Raw genomic sequence first — 17,194 nt, 5'->3', positions numbered from 1 at the left:
GCAACAGAGCCTAAGTCAGTGCCTGCGCCAGCCGGGGCAGCAGCGTTTCGCACGGCACCTCGAACTTGGCGCTCAGCAGGTCGTCGGCGCGGGTCTTGCCCTGGTTGATGGCCAGGATCGGCTTGCCTTGTTCGGCCATCAATTTGCACAGGCGAAACGCCGACCAGGCCATCAGTGAGGTGCCGACCACCAGCAGGCCGGCCGCCTGGTGCGCCAGGGCCAGCGCCTGGGCGGCGGTGTCGCTGGCCACGTTCTCGCCGAAGAACACCACGTCGGGCTTGAGCCGCTGACCCTGGCAGTGCGGACACAGCGGCAGGCGAAAGTCGGCGATGTAGGCGGCATCGAGCAGGGTGTCACCGTCGGGGGCCTGTACCGCTTCGACGCGGTTCAGGTAAGGGTTGTCGGCCAGCATCTGTTGCTGCAGCGTCGCGCGCTCGCAGCGCTGCCCGCAGTCCAGGCACAGGACCCGGTGCAGGCTGCCGTGCAGTTCGGTCACCACCGGGCTGCCGGCACGGGTGTGCAGGGCGTCGACGTTCTGGGTGATCAGGCCGCTGATCCGGCCTGCCGCCTGCAGTTGCGCCAGCGCCTGGTGCGCGGCATTGGGCTGTGCGGCCAGGATGCGCGGCCAGCCCAGCATGGCGCGGGCCCAGTAGCGTTGGCGGGCCGCAGGGTTGCCGACGAATTCCTGATACATCATCGGTTGCTGGCCGCGACGCACGCCTTCACGGTCGCGGTAATCCGGGATGCCGGAGGCGGTGCTGATCCCGGCACCGGTGATCACCAGCAGCGGGTGTTGCTCAAAGGCATGGCAGAGCGTTTCAAGGGGCATGAGCGCGTCTCTCCTGGCAGGCTCACTGGAGCTTAACCTGAGCCGGCGCGCTTTACCTCCCTGTCGTGGCCGTGCCACGCTTGGCGTTTTGTCGACAGGAGTCGGTCATGCGTCGTTACCCGTTCAAACAACTGGATGTCTTTGCCGAACAGCCCTTGCAAGGCAATCCGCTGGCCGTGGTGTTCGATGCCGATGACCTCAGTGATGAGCGCATGGCTGCGCTGGCGAACTGGACCAACCTCAGCGAGACCACGTTCATCCTGACCCCCACCGAGCCGCAGGCCGACTACCGTGTGCGGATTTTCACGACGCTCAGGGAGCTGCCCTTTGCCGGGCATCCCACCCTGGGCACCTGCCACGCCTGGCTCGAAAACGGCGGTGTGCCCAAGGGCGAAGAAATCGTCCAGCAATGCGGCATCGGCCTGGTGCGTATCCGTCGGGTCGGCGGTCAACTGGCGTTTACTGCCCCGCCGTTGCTGCGCAGTGGACCGGTGGGCGACGAACTGCTGGCCCGGATACGTGATGCCTTGGGCCTGGACGTGGATGAAGTGCTGGCAGCACGCTGGGTCGACAATGGTGCCGGCTGGGCGGCGCTGCACTTGGCCAACCGGGCCAGGGTGCTGGCGCTCCAGCCTGATTTTTCGCGCCTTGGCGATCTGGTCGTGGGTGTTTTTGGTGCATTCGAGCCGGCCATTGATGGCGACGAGGCGGACTTTGAAGTACGTGCGTTCGTCGGTGGCGATGGCATGCCTGAAGACCCGGTGACCGGCAGCCTCAACGCCGGCATCGCTCGCTGGCTGTTCGAGGAAGGGTGGGTGCCGGAGCGCTATGTGGTCAGTCAGGGCACGGCGCTGGGGCGCCGGGGGCGGGTGCAGGTCGAACGCATGGGCGATGACATCTGGATTGGCGGCTCATCGGTGACGTGCATTGAGGGCCACCTCACGCTGTAGCCTTGCCTGTAGCCCCTGATTCAAGGGCGGATACGCTTGCCGGCGCGGCCGCTCAGGCTGCCGGCCTGGCCATCGCGCTGCTTGCCGGTGCGGGCCTGGGTGATCAGGGCCGGAATCAGCGGTCCCTCGGGCAGGTTTTTCCAGAAGCGGCTCGGAAAGTGGCCTTGCATGACCTTGGGATTGAGGCGCGCCGGGTTGAAGATGTGCTGGTAATACGTCAGCCACAGCTCGCCGCTGGCATCGTCCGGCTGGCGGGCCAGGCGTTGCCAGGCGTCGGGGCAATGGGCGTGATGAATCAGCCGGGTGCCGTCATAGAACACACCGTCGCGAGGCGTTGCGATCAGCCAGCGATGACGACCCATGCGCCCGATGAAGTGCTCACTGGCGCTGTGCAGGATGTCGTGGGCCGGTTCATGCCAGGCCACATAATGCGGGGCATTGTTGTCCTGCCAGGCGGTGTCGGCCTTGAGCGCCACGAAGCGCAGGAAGGCGTGCAGGTGGTGAGCCTCGCGGCTGACCTGCTTGAGCCGGCGCTGCAGTTCACTGCCGAGGCGGTCACCGGCCAGCATCGCCGTGCGGTCACCGTGGCACACACGCCACAACACTTCGTAGAGCAGGCTCCAGCGCTGTTCACCGCGGTATTGAGCCGCCGCTTGCAACTGCTCCAGCAAGGCCCGCGGCACCCGCGCCTGGAACGGCCCCGGTGTGGCCGGCAAGGATTCGTCGCTGCCGAACAGGTCGCTGTCCTGTGCGCCGTTCCAGCTGACGCGGCTGGGGTCGATGCCGTGACTGAGCAGCCAGCGCGCCTGCTCACGCCAGACCTCAAAGCGATCCTGGCAGTCGAGGCTGATCATGCCCAGAGCCCCAGTTGTTGAGGTTGCGGGCGATCACGTAACTGCTGGTGCAGGTATTCGCTGGAGCATTGTGCCTGGGACGGCTTGTAGTCGCTGGTGATGATGAACGGCCTGGCCTTGTCGAGCAGGCAGCGCATGCGCGTCAGGTCTTCATAGCGGATGCGCCGCTGCCGGCGCAGTTCCACAAGCCGTTGCGTGGTGCGCAGGCCGATGCCCGGGATGCGCGCGATCAGGCTCGGGTCGGCGCGGTTCAGGTCCAGGGGGAAGAGGTCGCGGTTGTTCAGCGCCCAGGCCAGCTTGGGGTCGATGTCCAGGGCCAGGTCGCCAGGCCCCTTGAGCAATTCGTCGGCCTGGAAACCATAGCCGCGCAAGAGGAAGTCAGCCTGGTACAGCCGGTGCTCGCGCAACAGCGGCGGGGCGGCCAGCGGTACGCTGCCAGGGCTGTTGGGGATGGGGCTGAAGGCCGAGTAATAGACCCGGCGCAGCTTGAAGTGGCTGTACAGGGTCTGGGCGCTGTGCAGGATGGTGCTGTCGTCCGTGGCGTCGGCGCCAATGATCATTTGCGTGCTTTGCCCGGCGGGCGCAAAGCGTGGCGCGCGTGGTTCATCCCTGACGTTCTGCTCGCCGGTATGGATGGTGTGCATGGCCTGGCGGATCGAGCCGATGTTCTTTTCCGGCGCCAGGGTTTGCAGGCTCTGGTCGGTGGGCAGCTCGATGTTGACACTCAGGCGATCGGCATAGCGTCCGGCCAGCGCGATCAGCGCAGGATCGGCGTCGGGAATGGTCTTGAGGTGGATGTAGCCGCGAAACTGATGTTCTTCGCGCAGCAGGCGGGCGACCTCGACCAGTTGTTCCATGGTGTAGTCGGCCGAGCGGATGATGCCCGAGCTCAGGAACAGCCCGCTGACGCAGTTGCGCCTGTAGAAGTCCAGGGTCAGGGTAACCACTTCTTCGGGGTTGAAGCGCGCCCGGGGCACATCGCTGGAGCGGCGGTTGATGCAGTATTGGCAGTCGTAGAGGCAGAAATTGGTCAACAGGATCTTGAGCAGCGAGACGCAGCGGCCATCCGGGGTGTAGCTGTGGCAGATGCCCATGCCGTTGGTCGAGCCCAGCCCGTCCTTGCCTCGCGAGCTGCGTTTGGGTGCACCGCTGCTGGCACAGGAGGCGTCGTACTTGGCAGCGTCGGCCAGAATGCTCAGCTTGTCGATCAACTGCATGGAAATAACCCGATACTGTTTTTATGTACAGTATCGGGCTTTTGGCTATCGCTCAAGTACCGTTGGCCCGGTCAATGCTGATAAGCCGTCACATAGCGGCGGTTGACGGTGATGCAATCGGCATACAGCTTGAGCGATTGACGGTACTCATTGGCCGTGCCGGCAGTCCTGGAGTCTGCGGATTGAGGTGCTGCTTCCCAGAACGGGCTGAAATCGCTTTCGCCGGTGCCCTCGGCCTTGATGGTGTCGATGAACTCATCGAGCGTGTACCACTGGGGCACGCCGTGGCTGCAGCTCATGATCCGGCTGTCGGGGTGCAGGCTGCGGCGTAGCAGGCTTTCATCGGCAAAGACCATGCCGGCCACATAATTGCCTACGGCCTGTTCAATGTAATCGTCTTCCGGTGATGTCGACATTCAGTAGGTCCTTTGAGTTGAAAAGGCGTTACAAGAGGGTGTTGCGAACAACGGGACAAGCGTAGTCGCCTGCGCCTTGTTTTCAGGCGGGAGCGACCAATGGGGCCGGACGAGGAAAAATTCCGATTGGCGGCAGGGCGCGAGTTAATTAGAATTATTCTCATTGCAAAACATGACCTCCTGAAGAGTGCCCCTGGCATGACTGACGCCGCACACTCACTGTCGCCCGGGCTGGACAGTTTCTATCGTGAACACCGCAGTTGGCTGGAGTCCTGGTTGCGCAGGCGCCTGGGCAATGCCTGGGATGCCGCTGACCTGAGCCAGGAAACGTTTTTGCGGGTCCTGGCTTATCCGCACGGCGAGCCGCTGACGGCACTGCGCGAGCCCAGGGCTTATCTGGTGACGGTGGGCAAGCGTCTTCTGCTCAATCATCAGCGTCGCCGGCGCCTGGAACAGGCTTATCTGGAAGCCCTGGCGCATTTGCCCGAGGCGGTGACGCCGTCGGCCGAGCAACGCTGGATCGTGCTGCAAACCTTGCAGGCGCTGGACGATCTGCTTGATGGCCTGCCGCATTCGGTACGTCGGGCCTTTCTCTGGTCGCAGCTCGAAGGCCTGGGTTATGCGCAGATCGCCGAACGGCTGCAGGTGTCGCAACGCACCGTCAAACGCTACATGGCCCAGGCCTACGAGCACTGCCTGATGGCTGACCTGTGAGTTCGGTCGGCCACGACCCTGCCCGGCAGGTGGCCCATGCGGCAGCACGCTGGCTGGCATTGATCGAGTCCGGCACCGCCAGTGCCGAGGATCGCGCCGGCTTGCAGCGCTGGCGTGAACAGTCGCCCAGCCATGAACAGATGTGGCAAAAAGCCCAGGGCCTGCGCCAGCGCTTTGCCGATGTGCCACCACAACTGGCCATGGCCAGCCTTGACCGCTCGGCTGCGGACCCGCAACGCCGGGCGCTGCTCAAGCGTGCCCTGGTGGTCGTGGCTTTGCTGCCTGCCGGCTGGGTGCTCAGTCGCCAGGCCCCGGTGATGGCCTGGCGCGCCGACCTGCGCACGGGTACGGGCGAGCAGCGCACTGTACGTCTGTCCGACGCCAGCCTGCTGCAACTCAATACCGCCACGGCCGTGAACCTGGACTGGCACGCTGGCCAGCACCGACTGATGCTGGTCGAAGGAGAGGTGGCGCTGAGCATGGTCGATACCGCGCCGGTCCTGACCTTGCAGACCCGCCTGGGGCAGATCATGGCCAGCGGTGCCGAGGTCTGCGTGCGCGAAGAGGCCGGGCGCTGTCGTGTATCCGTGTCGCGCGGGCAGGTCGTGCTGCAACCGCTGGCCGGTGCTGCGGTGCCTCTGCAGGGCGGGCAGCGCGCCTGGCTCAATGTGACAGGCGTTGGTACGGTGGAGCATTTTGACGTGCAACAGCCTGACTGGCGAAGCGGCGTGCTGACCGTCGAAAATCGCCCGCTGGGCAGTTTCCTGACCGAGCTGGCGCGTTATCGGCCTGGCGTCCTGCACTGGGACCCGAGCCTGGAAAAACTGCGCGTCACCGGTGCCTTTCGCCTCGACGACACCGACCGGGTGCTGCAACTGCTGGCCGCCAGCCTGCCGCTGCAGGTGCAGACCCGCACTCGCTACTGGGTCACGCTGGTGCCGCGCCAGACGGGTTGATCGTCCTTTACCGCCTGATCACCACTTCTAGGGTCTGTTGCCGTTTCAGCACGGCCGTGATGAAACGGCAACAGACCCTAGGTATTCAGCCGGCACGATCAATGATTTCGGACCTGCCCGATTTATGCGGTTGAGCAGATGACAAAGGTCTTCGTGCAAGGTCTGGGCCTGGTCGTCGGCCAGGGCGGCAAAGGCCTGATGCAGCGGGCCGTACCAGGTGCGAAAGACGTCGATGAAATGCTCGGCCGAGCGGTGGCGCAGGCTGAACAGCCGGGGGTTGGCACGCAACGTTCAAATCTGGTCATCAAACAGGGTGCGCAGGTGCGCTTCGATGCCCCGCAGCAATGGCGAAGGCACGCCGGCGGGAGGGGGGCGATGGCGTGCAAGGGTCTTGAACAGGTGGCCGATGAAGCCATCCGGTGTCCAGCAGGTCAGGCCGATTCGCCCGCCAGGCCGGCACACGCGAGCCAGTTCCGCAGCGGATCGGGCCTGGTCGGGGGTGAACATGACGCCAAAGCTCGAAAGCACGGCCTCGAAGCTGGCGTCTGCAAAGGGCAAGTGTTCGGCGTCAGCCTCCAGAAAGCTGGCATCGAAGCGTTCGGCACGGGCGCGTTCACGTCCGAGCTCCAGCAAGGCCGGTACAAAATCGGTCGATGTCACCACGGCACCACAACGGGCCGCAGCGAGTGTGGCATTACCATGGCCGGCGGCGACGTCCAGAACCTTGTCGTCGTAGCGCAGATCGCAGGCCTGGGCCAATAGCTCGGCTGTCAGCAGCAGCCGGGTGCCGATAACGGCATAATCGCCACTGGCCCACAGCTCTTGTGACGTTCCTTGAGGGCTTGCAGGTCGGGTGAGGTGTCCATGGGCGTTACCTGTCTTGTGTCGCAGCGTGGGTAAGGAGACCCGGCGAGCAAAAACAGGTAACTGTCTGATAGCGGGCTGGTAACGACAGAAATACCAGAGGGGCGGTTTGCCAGGGGCCGACGTAACGTCTCACAGCTGGCAGCATAGTCACGGTTGACAGAGGCCCTCGCAAGGGACTGCCGCGCGGCTGGAACATGGGGTTATAAGCGTATCCCTGAAGTGACTATCCAAGTTTTGACGTGACACAGATCAGCCGCACGATCGCCAGGCTGATGGCTTCGGCTTCAGTACGGATGGTCTCGAGCGGGGGGCAACTCATAGCGTCCTTTTCGCTGTAACGCGCGTCCAGCAGGTGGGTCATTTGATAAAGCTGTTGGGTCATGTCATGCAGGCTGGCGTGCAGACGGGCAATCACGTGATTAAGGTCGGACTCAACAGCGTTGACCCCATTAAGGGTCAGCTTTTTCTGGCCGGTAACAACGTAGGCAACATCGACTCCGGCTTCTGCGATACGAGACAGGTAATCGGCTCTGGGAAATCTGAGACCGCTTTCATAGTTGCCTTGTGCGTTGGTTTCAACACCTCCAATAGTACCAAGCGCACTTTGCGAAAGTTTCAGGCGTACACGCTCTTGCTTTAGGCGTGGACCAATTCCTATCATCCGTTTGTCCTCAATAAATCATCCGCATGAGGGTTGTTTTTGCGGATTTATATCCATTTAATAAAGGAGTGAACAGACCGGCTGCCTATAAAAGGGCATCAACTGATGGTCTATCTCGAAAGTTCCCTCACACATTGTTTTGCGCAGGCAAAGATACCCGTAAAACTCAGAGGGCAATAGTGGTGGCTGGTACTTTTTTGTACGAACTAGAACAATTTTTGCTCTTTTTCATTGTACTGTTGTGAGAGGGTTGCGTAGAAAATTGTTAACGCCGGGCGTGTCAGGTAGCCCGTGGGCTACCTGTTTGTTGCCGTTGAGGTGATCAGGATATACCCGGCTGGCAAGCAATGCAGGGAGGATTACGGGCAGCCTGCAGCAGGTCGGCTTGCCCATTGCATGGCAGTGCGGGCAATGTCGTCCGCCAGGCGCGCCACGGCAGCCTGATGCGCCAGCACCAGGCTTTCCAGGCCTGGACCTGCATTCTCACGGATCACGCTGCTGCAGGTCAGGTTAGTGCGCGGGCTGCCTGTCGGACCGTTGCGCATCTCCAGATTCCAGACCACATCGATCAGCGCATAATTACCGGCAACCGATTCGAAACGTCGCACATCGTTGCGCAGCGACAGCAGCGGTTGGTGACTGTCCTTGGGCAGGCCGGCCACATCGCGGCGGCCAAGGCGGCTTTCCAGCTGTGCGGTCAGGGCGTCGTGGAACTCATCGCCCAAAGGCGCCCCCCAGCGCTCGGTATCCAGAATGGCCAGGCTCCCGTCTCCCTGGCGAACCACCAGCGGAGGCTGGTCGACCTGCACCGGTAACTGCACGGCCAGCATCTCGAACTGGAACGGCGCTGGCGGGCTCTTGGTTGCCGGCACAGTGTCGAGCGGCGCCACCAGGGTGTAATAACGCATCACCGGTGAGGAGCAGGCGGCCAGTCCCAGGGCCGTGGCCAGGACCGCCAGTTTCAGGCGCAGGGTCATTGTTGTGGCTCCAGGTTCTTGGTGCGTGAAGACGAGCTCTTGTAGGAAGCCGGTGCCGACTCGCTGCTGCGGCCACGGATCAAGGATTCGGGTTGACGGCCCAGGAAGTCGGTCAGCACGCGCATCGAGCGGGCAGCGCGCTGCACTTCCTCCATGGCCTGGCCCAGTTGCTGGCGACCAGGGGAGTCTTCGTCCAGCGTGTCGTTGGCGGTGGCCAGGGTTTTCTCGGCCTGTTGCAGGGCGCCGCGCATTTGCGGCAGCACACTGCCGTTGACCGTCTTCAGGGTCTTCTGCAATTCGCTCAAGGTGCCATTGAGGTTGCCGGCCAGTTCGTCGATCGGCAGACGGCCCAGCTTGTCGACAAAGGCCTGCAGTTGTTCCTGCAACTTGTCGAAGCTACCCGGCACGGTCGGGATTTCCAGCGGTCGCGCCTTGGGGTCGAAGGCGACTTTCGCTGCCTTGGGATCAAATTCCATGGCGATGTACAACTGCCCGGTCAGCAGGTTGCCGGTGCGCGCCTGGGCACGCAGGCCATTGCTGACAAACGCCCCGAGAATCCGTGCCGATTGTTCGTCCGGATCGCCCCCACCGGCCAGTTTCTGCAACTTGGAATCGGCCGCGCCCAGGCGCTTGGGGTAAATCAGGGCGCCCACGATGCCAGGGAAGGTCTTGGTGACCGGGTCGTAGTCCAGGTCGACCGAGACGACCCGACCGATGTTCACGCCCAGGAAGTCCACCGGTGAGTTGACGGCAAGGCCACGCAGTGACTGGTTGAAACGCATACGGATATAACGCGGTTCGCCATCGGGCGGTGCCAAGGCGGCTGCCTGGTCATCGAAAATGCGGAATTCGGCGTTCTCGTCGGCCGGCTTGGTGTCCGGGCTCCAGTTCGGCTCGCGAAAGGCAATGCCGCCGGAGACGATCGAGGCCAGCGACTGGGTATTGATCTTCAGGCCCGAAGCGCCGACGGTGACGTCTACACCGCTGGCATTCCAGAAGCGGGTGTCGGTGGTGATGTACTTGTCATTGGGCGAGTTGATGAAGATCTGGATGTCCACGCCCTTGCCGTCTTCGGACAGGTTGTAGCCCACCACCTGACCGACCTGGATGCGTCGGTAGTAGATAGGCGAGCCGATGTCCAGCGAACCAAGGTCGTCGGTGTGCAGGATAAAGCGCTTGCCTTTTTCGCCGAAGGTGATCGGCGGCGGCGTTTCCAGGCCGATGAAAGTGTCCTTGGTCTGCTCGGCGCTGCCGGCATCGGCACCGATGAATGCCCCTGAAAGCAGGGTGTCGACCCCGGACACGCCATGGGCGCCGATACGCGGACGCACCACCCAGTACTGACTGTCGACCCGTGTGAAGGGGCCGGCGCTGTTGTTCAGCTCGATGGTGGCCTGCACATGGCTGCGGTCTTCGCTCAGCTCGATGGCAGTGACCATGCCGATGACCACATTCTTGTACTTGACCTGGGTCTTGTTGGCTTCCAGGCCTTCGGCCGTCTGAAAGCTGACGGTGATCTTCGGGCCGATGTTCAGCCAGTCGTGCACGGCCATCGACAGGCCGATCAGGCCGGCGACGATCGGCACCAGCCAGACCAGCGAGATACGTACCCGGCGCGACTTGATCTCGGGGCTGGCCGGCGCGGTAGCCGACGTAGGGGGGGTGTTGTCAGGCATCTTCAACCTCTGCATCCCAGATAAGCCGGGGATCGAAACTCATGGCGGCGAACATCGTCATCACCACGACCAAACCAAAGAACAGGATGCCGATGCGCGGCTCGATGCTGCTGAGTTCGCGAAACTGCACAAGAGAGGCCACCAGGGCCACGACCAGCACATCGAGCATCGACCAGTAGCCGATCAGCTCGATAAAGCGATACAACCGGGCGCGCTCGACCATGGCCCAGCGGCTGCGGCGCTGGCAGGTGATCAGCAGCATGCCCAGCACGGCGAATTTCACGCAGGGCACCACTACGCTGGCAATGAAGATCAGCAGGGCAATGTCCCAGGAGCCGCCATGCACGAATTCGATCACGCCGCTCATGATGGTGTTTTCGCTGCTGTTGCCCAGCAGGGTGGTGTACATCACCGGCAGGGTATTGGCCGGAATGTAGAAAATCAGCCCGGCGATCAGAAAGGCCCAGGTCCGCACGATGCTGTTGGGTTTACGCCGGTGCACGGGCGAATCGCAGCGTGGGCAGCAGTGAGCGTCTTCGGCACAGGCCTGACCACAGATGTGGCACAGGCACAGCTTGTGCTGGTGGGCGTAGGGAATCTCGCTCATGACGGTTTCACCTCCAGCACATCCCACAGCCTGCGAATGTTGCGGTTGGCGATCAGCAGGATCAGCACCATCAACATGGCCATGGCCCACAGCCCGACGCCAGGGTGGACGTCGAGCATGCCGGACAACTTGATGATGGCCACCAGAATGCCCAGCATGCACACCTCCAGCATGCTCCAGGGCCGCAGGTGCTCAAGGGCGCGCATGCAAGCCTTGAAGCCGGGCGCCACCACGCCGCGCTGGGCATGCAGCAATACCCACAGCAACAGCAGGATCTGCAGCAGCGGGGCAAAGATGATCGACAGGCCGGCCACCAGGGCGATCAGTGTGATGCGCCCCTGGGCCAGGGCCTCGACCGATTGCCAGAGGGTCACCTCGTTGCTCAGGCCCTTCATGCTGATGCTGATCACCGGGAAGATATTGGCCAGCACAAATAACACGGCGGCGGCCACGGTCAGGGCCAGCCACTGCTCCATGGACATGCGCTGGCCACGGCCCAACAGGGCACGACAGCGCAGGCAATAGGCAGACTCGCCGGCACGCAAAGGCGCAATTTCATACAGCGAGTCGCAATGCTCGCAGATGATCAGGCCCGGTGGTTGAGGGTGGGGGTCTTCAATACTCATCGAATGCGGTAAATGCAGATCCTGAACGGTAAAGGAAAAGGTACAGGAAAATACCTTGTTGAGGCCGTTGCGGCGTGTATTCAAACGCAGCCATTCAAGGATGGACCGCAGTGCTGTGGCGATGTTCGTAGCTTGCCAGGGGCCTGTCGCCGAAGTGATCGGCAACAGGCCATTATTCTGGCCTGTTCCTGTGCCTGATGCTAGAGGGCTGCCTCGCTGCGTGTGCTTGCAAAAATTTCAGCAAGGGGCGAACGGGGGCGGGGATGTTGCGCTCATCGAACACCAGGCACACCGTTTCGCCCTGATATTCGACGGTAACCTCATACTGTTTCAGATCGGTGCTTTGCTCATCGAATCGCTGTTCGGACGACGGCAGGTCCAGGCAGTGCACCAGTTTCTTCAACTGATCGGCATCTGCCGGCGGCAACGTATCGGCATCCACTTCATAGTGACTGATCGTACCGGCAAAACCGCCCGACTGAATGACACACACTTTCATGGTCTGCACTCTTTCTGTCGGTCGGGCTATGCCCGAACCCCCACCTCTCGCCAGGCGGCAATGACGGCGCGCCTGGCCGCAGCACCGTAGCGGCGCTGGCCGGCCAGCCTGGCGCTGATGCGCGCGCAGTCGCTGAACTGGCTGTTGGCTGGCAATTGCAACAGCGTCTCATACCAGATCCGTCCGGCCACTTCCCAGGCGTTGCCGCCCAGTGCCTGCGCAAGCAACGCAAAGGCGCGGTTGGGAATCCCCGAATTGATATGCACCCCGCCACGATCACGCTGGCCGGTATACAGGTCCGTCATGTGCGCCGGTTGTGGATCGTCGCCCAAGTCGGGATCGCCGCTGTAGGCGGTGCCGGGGTGCAGCATGTCGCGTATGCCGCGCCGGGTAGGGGCCGGCACCAACAGTTGCTGGCCGATCAACCAGTTGGCGTCATTGGCCGGTGTACCGTCATGCCACTGGCGCACCAGCACACCGAATACATCGGCAAAATGCTCGTTGAGGGCGCCGGACTGGCCCTGGTACAGCAGTTGCGAGGTAAAGCTCTGCACGCCATGGGTCAACTCATGGCCGATGACTTCCAGACTGGCGGTAAAGCGCGTAAAGACTTCGCCATCCCCGTCCCCGTAAGCCATTTGCCGGCCGTTCCAGAAGGCGTTATTGAGGGGCACCCGATCGCCCTGCATGTCGACTTCGGTCACGTGCACGGAAGCAATCAGCGGCATGCCGTTATCGTCCAGCGAACGGCGTTCGAACAGTTGCTCATAAAAGTCATACACCAGGCCCGAGCCGTCGAAGGCTTCATCCACTGCCGCATCGCCCGTGAGCGCCTGGTCTTCCTGACGGACCAGGCGGCCCGGCAGTTCGGTGCTGTCGCGAGCGTCGTAGATCAACCGGTGTTTATGCCCATGTGCGCTGGCCAGCACCGGTTGCGTTGCGATGCCCTGGGTGGCCAGGCGTGTGGCGATGAACGCTGATCGGCAGGCAATGTTGGCAATCGCACAGTATCGAACCTTGCGGTTGGGGGATTCAGACATGTGTTCGAGCATGTACGGTGGAATGAAACAATACAGCGGGTCGTGGAGGCACATACGTTGACTCCTGCAGCGATGAGGAGGTTCCGTGTTGAGCATAGTGGCCGGTCATGGCTGTGCAGTGCCGCCGGGCGGTTGGCAAGATCGTTGGTGAAATATCTGATTACATGATGGCGATCGGCGGGGAATGGACCGTGCACCCTGCAAAGTCAGCCATGACCGGGCCTGAGCGGGTCACTGCAGGGACCTGCGACACCTTTACGCACCCGTCGAATCGCGGGCCGGGAGTGCTAGACTCGCGGCCTCTTCATTCAGGCAGGAGCAGTTCGACGTGCGCAAGAGGGTAATGATGATGGCAGTGCTGGCACTGGCCGGATGCGACGCAGGCAAGCCCCAGCCATCGGCTCGCGAGGCCGCCGGTGCGCCGGTTCAGGCCGCTGAAGTCAAGCAGCCGAAGTGGTACATCCAGATGAACACGCGTGAAGCGGTCAGTGACACCAGTGCCTGGCTGCTTGAGCGCCACTATGCGCCGGTGATCGTGAACATTGATGGCAAGCAACAGATCCTGCTGGGGCCCTACGAGTCCGAAGAGCAGGCAAGTACGCAATTGACGGCGTTGCAGGCCAAGGTCGCCAAGTCACATCGCTTTGCCGAACCTGGCGTGGTTAACCGCGCACTGTAAGTGCACGGTTACGCGGCGTTATCGATCAACGACGACCCAGCAGCAGTCCTACCACCAGGCCAAAGCCGGCCGAGATGGCCACGGTCTGCCACGGATGGCCACCAATGTAGGTCTCGGTGGCTTCGACCACCGGACGGGTGCGCTCGCGCACATTGATGATCGAGTCGGCGGCCTGCTTGAGCTTGAGGCTCAATTGTTCACGCAGGTTTTCCGCTTCTTCGCCTACCAGCGAGGCGCTGTCCTTGAGCAGTTTGTCGGATTCTTCGATCAGCGCCTGCAGTTCGCTGAAGGTCTGATCCTTGATCTGGTCAGTGATGTGCTGTTCGGTCTTTCTGCGGGCCATGATGTTTTCCTTTCAGTTGATGGCAATGAGCAATGGAGTGTGCTGCCGTCGGAAAAGTTGCAAGCTTTTCCCTCGCTGTCGAGCGTCACCGCCGGCCATGGGTGTAAGATTGCCGCCAGTTTTACAAGAGGTCACCGTCATGAGTTTCAATCTCGCCAACCGTCCCCTGGCCGAACGTGCCGAACTGGAAGACGAAAAGTCCCGACTGTTCGAACTGTGGCAGAGCAATCTGGGCAAGGCCAAGAGCGAAGCGGCGCGCCTGATCGGCGAACGCTCCAAACGCAAGGGAAAATGGTCCGAATGGGCTCGCGCCGAGCTGGACAACCTCAGTCCGCCGGAATTTGCCAACATGGTGCGCAGTGAATTGAACCGCCTGGTCGCCGCCGCTCGCTGAAGCGGTGCGCTACCAGCGGTTGCCAGCGGCATCGCGCAGATCAAACGTGCCGCTGTCCTCGAAGCGCCGGGTGCCGAACACGCCACCAGACAGCTTGCCACGCACGGTGTAGGGCAGGCCATCGAGTGCCTGGCCGTGCGCCAGCCCCAGCGCCTGGCGCAGGGCCGAAAACGCCGAGATGCTCACCGGCACCACCAGCAGCACTTCATCGAACCTTTCAATACGCCCGCTCATATTGCTGACCCCGGAGGCCAGCAGTCGATCATTGACGTCCACGCGCAAGGCCACGCCGTCATAGTCGAGGGGCGTATCGTTGGGGTTCTGCACCCGCAGCTTCACCGCCATGCGCACTTCCAGTTCCTGGCCCGGCAAAGGCTCGATGCCCACGACATCGATCAACAGCGGGTCGCGGTCCGGCAGCAGGGCACAGGCACCCAGCAGCAGGGGCAGGATGATCAACAGCAGGCGGGCGGCAGGGCGCAACATGGCGGGCTCCGGATTCGGTACACCCCATAGACACTGATCAGGCGCAGACATTCGTCGCATCGGCCACAGGCCGCCAGATGGCGCCAGGTGGGCTAAGCTCAGGGCGATCATCATGGCCTGAGGGCAAAGGCCGGCCTTGCTTTGAGGCATCTTTTGGGAGAAGTCGTCATGTCCAGCGAAACCCTTCACGACCCTGTCGTTATCGTCAGTGCGGCGCGCACGCCCATGGGTGGTTTCCAGGGGGACTTGCAAAGCTTGAGCGCCACTCGACTGGGCAGTGCGGCCATTCGCGCGACGGTCGAGCGCGCCGGTATCGAGCCGCTTGCGGTCGAAGAAGTGCTGTTCGGTTGTGTGTTGCCGGCAGGCCTGGGCCAGGCACCGGCGCGTCAGGCGGCGCTGGGGGCGGGGCTGGATGTCGGCACCCGCTGCACCACCGTCAACAAGATGTGCGGGTCAGGCATGCAGACCGTGATCCAGGCCCATGACCTGCTGCTGGCCGGCAGTGCCCGGGTGGTGGTGGCCGGTGGCATGGAGAGCATGTCCAACGCGCCCTACCTGCTGGACCGGGCGCGTGAAGGCTATCGCATGGGCCACGGCCGGGTACTGGACCATATGTTCTATGACGGCCTGGAAGATGCCTTCGAACCCGGCCGGTTGATGGGCACCTATGCCGAAGAATGTGCCCAGGCCGGCGGTTTCAGTCGCGAGGACCAGGACGCCTTTGCCCTGGCTTCGTTGAGCCGCGCACAGGAGGCCATTGCCCAAGGCTATTTCGACGCTGAGATCGTCCCGGTGGAGGTCACCGTTGGCAAGCAGCAAAAGACCATCGTGCATGACGAACAGCCGCCCAAGGCGCGCCCGGACAGGATTCCCGTGCTCAAGCCGGCCTTTCGCGAAGGCGGCACGGTGACCGCCGCCAATGCCAGCTCGATTTCCGATGGTGCCGCGGCCTTGCTGCTGATGCGCCGCTCGCAGGCCGAGCAGCGGGGACTCAAGCCGCTGGCGGTGATTCATGGACACGCCGCCTACGCCAATCGCCCCGGGCTGTTTACCACGGCGCCCATCGGTGCCATCCGTGCGCTCTGGGACAAGACCGGCTGGCAGGCAGCCGATGTCGACCTGTTCGAGATCAATGAAGCCTTTGCCGTCGTGACGCTGGTGGCCATGAGTCAACTGGGCTTGTCGCATGACAAGGTCAATGTCCATGGTGGCGCCTGTGCCTTGGGGCATCCGGTAGGCGCGTCAGGGGCGCGGATCCTGGTGACCTTGTTGTCGGCCCTGAGGCGTCGACAACTCAAGCGCGGCGTGGCGGCCATCTGTATTGGCGGAGGGGAGGCGACGGCCATGGCTGTCGAGCTGATTGATTGATTTCTTGAAGGCCTCAATCGGTTCTCAGGATCATGTTCAGGTTGGTTGTTTGGACTTATAAGGATAAAAATCAATGGTTTATAGTGAAATCCTGACAGAGGTCAGAGAAAAGGTTGCGCTGATCACACTGCACCGTCCCAAGGCGCTGAACGCCTTGAATGCCCGCCTGATCGATGAACTCAACGACGCGCTCAACGGTTTCGAGGCCGACCCGACGATCGGCTGTATCGTGCTGACCGGCTCCGACAAGGCCTTTGCCGCCGGTGCCGATATCAAGGAAATGGCTGAACTCAGCTACCCGCAGATCTACCTCGACGACCTGTTTATCGAAAGCGACAAGGTCGCCGCCAGGCGCAAGCCGATGATTGCGGCCGTGGCCGGCTTTGCCCTGGGCGGCGGTTGCGAGCTGGCGCTGATGTGCGATTTCATTCTGGCGGCAGACAACGCCCGTTTCGGCCAGCCGGAAATCAACCTTGGCGTGTTGCCCGGCATGGGCGGCACCCAGCGGCTGACCCGTGCGATCGGCAAGGCCAAGGCTATGGACCTGTGCCTGACGGGGCGTCTGATGGATGCCCATGAAGCCGAGCGGGCCGGGTTGGTGGCCCGCGTGCTGGCGCCGGAGCAGTTGCTTGATGAGGCCATGAAAGCGGCAGCGACGATTGCCGAAAAATCCCTGCCGGTGGCGATGATGGTCAAGGAAAGCGTCAACCGTGCCTTCGAAGTCAGCCTGGCCGAAGGCATCCGCTTCGAGCGCCGGATCTTTCATGCCGTATTCGCCAGCCATGATCAGAAAGAAGGCATGGCGGCGTTTATTGACAAGCGGCCGCCACTGTTCAAGGGGCGTTAGGCTCTGCACGAAAAGTCGGTGAGCGAAGGTCAGGCAAGGCAAAAAGCGGCGAGCAAGCGCAGTTGACACGTGTCAATGAGCATTGCGAGTCGATTTTTAACGCAGCATGGCCGAGCGCAGCCACTTACGTACAGGGCCTACGACACCAGCAACGCCTGAACCATGCAGCGTCACGCCCTCAAAAGCCC

20 protein-coding genes and 1 pseudogene are annotated in these 17,194 nt (G+C 62.4%); 7 read left to right on the top strand and 14 right to left on the bottom strand.

Features of this window, described 5'->3' with window-relative positions; all coding sequences use genetic code 11:
* Positions 1-10: 10 nt before the first annotated feature.
* Entirely contained in the window at positions 11-829 is an 819-nt protein-coding gene (locus ASF84_RS16050) for an NAD-dependent protein deacetylase (RefSeq protein ID WP_056839809.1), read from the bottom strand.
* A 107-nt stretch (positions 830-936) separates the two neighbouring features.
* Between ASF84_RS16050 and ASF84_RS16045 the strand changes: the two genes are divergently transcribed.
* Positions 937-1,779 (top strand): PhzF family phenazine biosynthesis protein, encoded by an 843-nt coding sequence (locus ASF84_RS16045; protein WP_056839808.1) that lies wholly within the window; start codon positions 937-939, stop codon positions 1,777-1,779.
* Positions 1,780-1,799: 20 nt separating this feature from the next.
* Here the strand turns inward: ASF84_RS16045 and ASF84_RS16040 are convergent, their stop codons facing one another.
* The 3 genes from ASF84_RS16040 to ASF84_RS16030 form a co-directional block, all read right to left on the bottom strand.
* Positions 1,800-2,633 (bottom strand): TIGR03915 family putative DNA repair protein, encoded by an 834-nt coding sequence (locus ASF84_RS16040; RefSeq protein ID WP_056839807.1) that lies wholly within the window; start codon positions 2,631-2,633, stop codon positions 1,800-1,802.
* Entirely contained in the window at positions 2,630-3,850 is a 1,221-nt protein-coding gene (locus ASF84_RS16035) for a putative DNA modification/repair radical SAM protein (protein ID WP_056839806.1), read from the bottom strand. The genes ASF84_RS16040 and ASF84_RS16035 overlap by 4 nt, the downstream gene beginning before the upstream one ends.
* A gap of 71 nt (positions 3,851-3,921) precedes the next feature.
* Positions 3,922-4,266, bottom strand: a complete 345-nt coding sequence (locus ASF84_RS16030) for a nuclear transport factor 2 family protein (protein WP_056839805.1) — start codon at positions 4,264-4,266, stop codon at positions 3,922-3,924.
* A 198-nt stretch (positions 4,267-4,464) separates the two neighbouring features.
* Here ASF84_RS16030 and ASF84_RS16025 point away from each other — a divergent pair, with 198 nt between their 5' ends.
* Positions 4,465-4,980 (top strand): sigma-70 family RNA polymerase sigma factor, encoded by a 516-nt coding sequence (locus ASF84_RS16025; RefSeq protein WP_056839804.1) that lies wholly within the window; start codon positions 4,465-4,467, stop codon positions 4,978-4,980.
* On the top strand, positions 4,977-5,936 hold the full coding sequence (locus tag ASF84_RS16020) for a FecR domain-containing protein (protein ID WP_056839803.1): 960 nt from the start codon (positions 4,977-4,979) through the stop codon (positions 5,934-5,936). Before ASF84_RS16025 ends, ASF84_RS16020 begins: the two co-directional genes overlap by 4 nt.
* Positions 5,937-5,981: 45 nt before the next feature.
* Here the strand turns inward: ASF84_RS16020 and ASF84_RS16015 are convergent.
* The 8 genes and pseudogenes from ASF84_RS16015 to ASF84_RS15980 form a co-directional block, all read right to left on the bottom strand.
* Positions 5,982-6,802 (bottom strand): annotated as a pseudogene (locus ASF84_RS16015) (class I SAM-dependent methyltransferase).
* Positions 6,803-7,026: 224 nt separating this feature from the next.
* Positions 7,027-7,464, bottom strand: coding sequence for a helix-turn-helix domain-containing protein (locus ASF84_RS28580; RefSeq protein ID WP_082481632.1), 438 nt, complete (start codon positions 7,462-7,464; stop codon positions 7,027-7,029).
* Between the two features lie 359 nt (positions 7,465-7,823).
* Positions 7,824-8,441 carry a PqiC family protein gene (locus ASF84_RS16005; RefSeq protein WP_056839801.1) on the bottom strand — a complete coding sequence of 206 codons (618 nt, stop codon included), beginning with the start codon at positions 8,439-8,441 and terminating at the stop codon, positions 7,824-7,826.
* On the bottom strand, positions 8,438-10,117 hold the full coding sequence (locus tag ASF84_RS16000) for a PqiB family protein (RefSeq protein ID WP_056840170.1): 1,680 nt from the start codon (positions 10,115-10,117) through the stop codon (positions 8,438-8,440). Before ASF84_RS16000 ends, ASF84_RS16005 begins: the two co-directional genes overlap by 4 nt.
* The gene (locus ASF84_RS15995) at positions 10,110-10,724 is read right to left on the bottom strand and encodes a paraquat-inducible protein A (RefSeq protein ID WP_056839800.1); all 615 of its coding nucleotides are present in this window, start codon (positions 10,722-10,724) and stop codon (positions 10,110-10,112) included. The genes ASF84_RS16000 and ASF84_RS15995 overlap by 8 nt, the downstream gene beginning before the upstream one ends.
* Positions 10,721-11,350, bottom strand: coding sequence for a paraquat-inducible protein A (locus ASF84_RS15990; protein WP_056840169.1), 630 nt, complete (start codon positions 11,348-11,350; stop codon positions 10,721-10,723). Before ASF84_RS15990 ends, ASF84_RS15995 begins: the two co-directional genes overlap by 4 nt.
* A 172-nt stretch (positions 11,351-11,522) precedes the next feature.
* Complete coding sequence (locus ASF84_RS15985; protein ID WP_056839799.1) at positions 11,523-11,849, bottom strand: protealysin inhibitor emfourin; 327 nt, start codon at positions 11,847-11,849, stop codon at positions 11,523-11,525.
* Between the two features lie 26 nt (positions 11,850-11,875).
* Entirely contained in the window at positions 11,876-12,943 is a 1,068-nt protein-coding gene (locus ASF84_RS15980) for a M4 family metallopeptidase (protein WP_056839798.1), read from the bottom strand.
* A 274-nt stretch (positions 12,944-13,217) separates the two neighbouring features.
* On the opposite strand from ASF84_RS15980, the gene ASF84_RS15975 reads away from it, so the two are divergent.
* Positions 13,218-13,568: a hypothetical protein gene (locus ASF84_RS15975; RefSeq protein WP_056839797.1), complete on the top strand. Its 351-nt coding sequence runs from the start codon at positions 13,218-13,220 to the stop codon at positions 13,566-13,568.
* 25 nt (positions 13,569-13,593) lie between these two features.
* On the opposite strand, the gene ASF84_RS15970 is transcribed toward ASF84_RS15975, so the two are convergent.
* Positions 13,594-13,911: a DUF883 family protein gene (locus ASF84_RS15970; protein WP_056839796.1), complete on the bottom strand. Its 318-nt coding sequence runs from the start codon at positions 13,909-13,911 to the stop codon at positions 13,594-13,596.
* A gap of 139 nt (positions 13,912-14,050) precedes the next feature.
* On the opposite strand from ASF84_RS15970, the gene ASF84_RS15965 reads away from it, so the two are divergent.
* Complete coding sequence (locus ASF84_RS15965; RefSeq protein ID WP_056839795.1) at positions 14,051-14,305, top strand: hypothetical protein; 255 nt, start codon at positions 14,051-14,053, stop codon at positions 14,303-14,305.
* Positions 14,306-14,314: 9 nt separating this feature from the next.
* On the opposite strand, the gene ASF84_RS15960 is transcribed toward ASF84_RS15965, so the two are convergent.
* Complete coding sequence (locus ASF84_RS15960) at positions 14,315-14,791, bottom strand: LEA type 2 family protein (protein ID WP_056839794.1); 477 nt, start codon at positions 14,789-14,791, stop codon at positions 14,315-14,317.
* 168 nt (positions 14,792-14,959) lie between these two features.
* Between ASF84_RS15960 and ASF84_RS15955 the strand changes: the two genes are divergently transcribed.
* Together ASF84_RS15955 and ASF84_RS15950 are read left to right on the top strand one after the other, a co-directional pair.
* Positions 14,960-16,159 (top strand): acetyl-CoA C-acyltransferase, encoded by a 1,200-nt coding sequence (locus ASF84_RS15955; protein WP_056839793.1) that lies wholly within the window; start codon positions 14,960-14,962, stop codon positions 16,157-16,159.
* Positions 16,160-16,232: 73 nt separating this feature from the next.
* Positions 16,233-17,006, top strand: a complete 774-nt coding sequence (locus ASF84_RS15950) for an enoyl-CoA hydratase (protein ID WP_056839792.1) — start codon at positions 16,233-16,235, stop codon at positions 17,004-17,006.
* Positions 17,007-17,194 lie beyond the last annotated feature (188 nt).

The organism is Pseudomonas sp. Leaf127 (assembly GCF_001423155.1).
GTDB classification, from domain to species: domain Bacteria; phylum Pseudomonadota; class Gammaproteobacteria; order Pseudomonadales; family Pseudomonadaceae; genus Aquipseudomonas; species Aquipseudomonas ovata.
The sequence above is the reverse complement of the archived record's forward strand: the minus strand, read 5'-3'. Positions and strand labels throughout refer to the sequence as shown.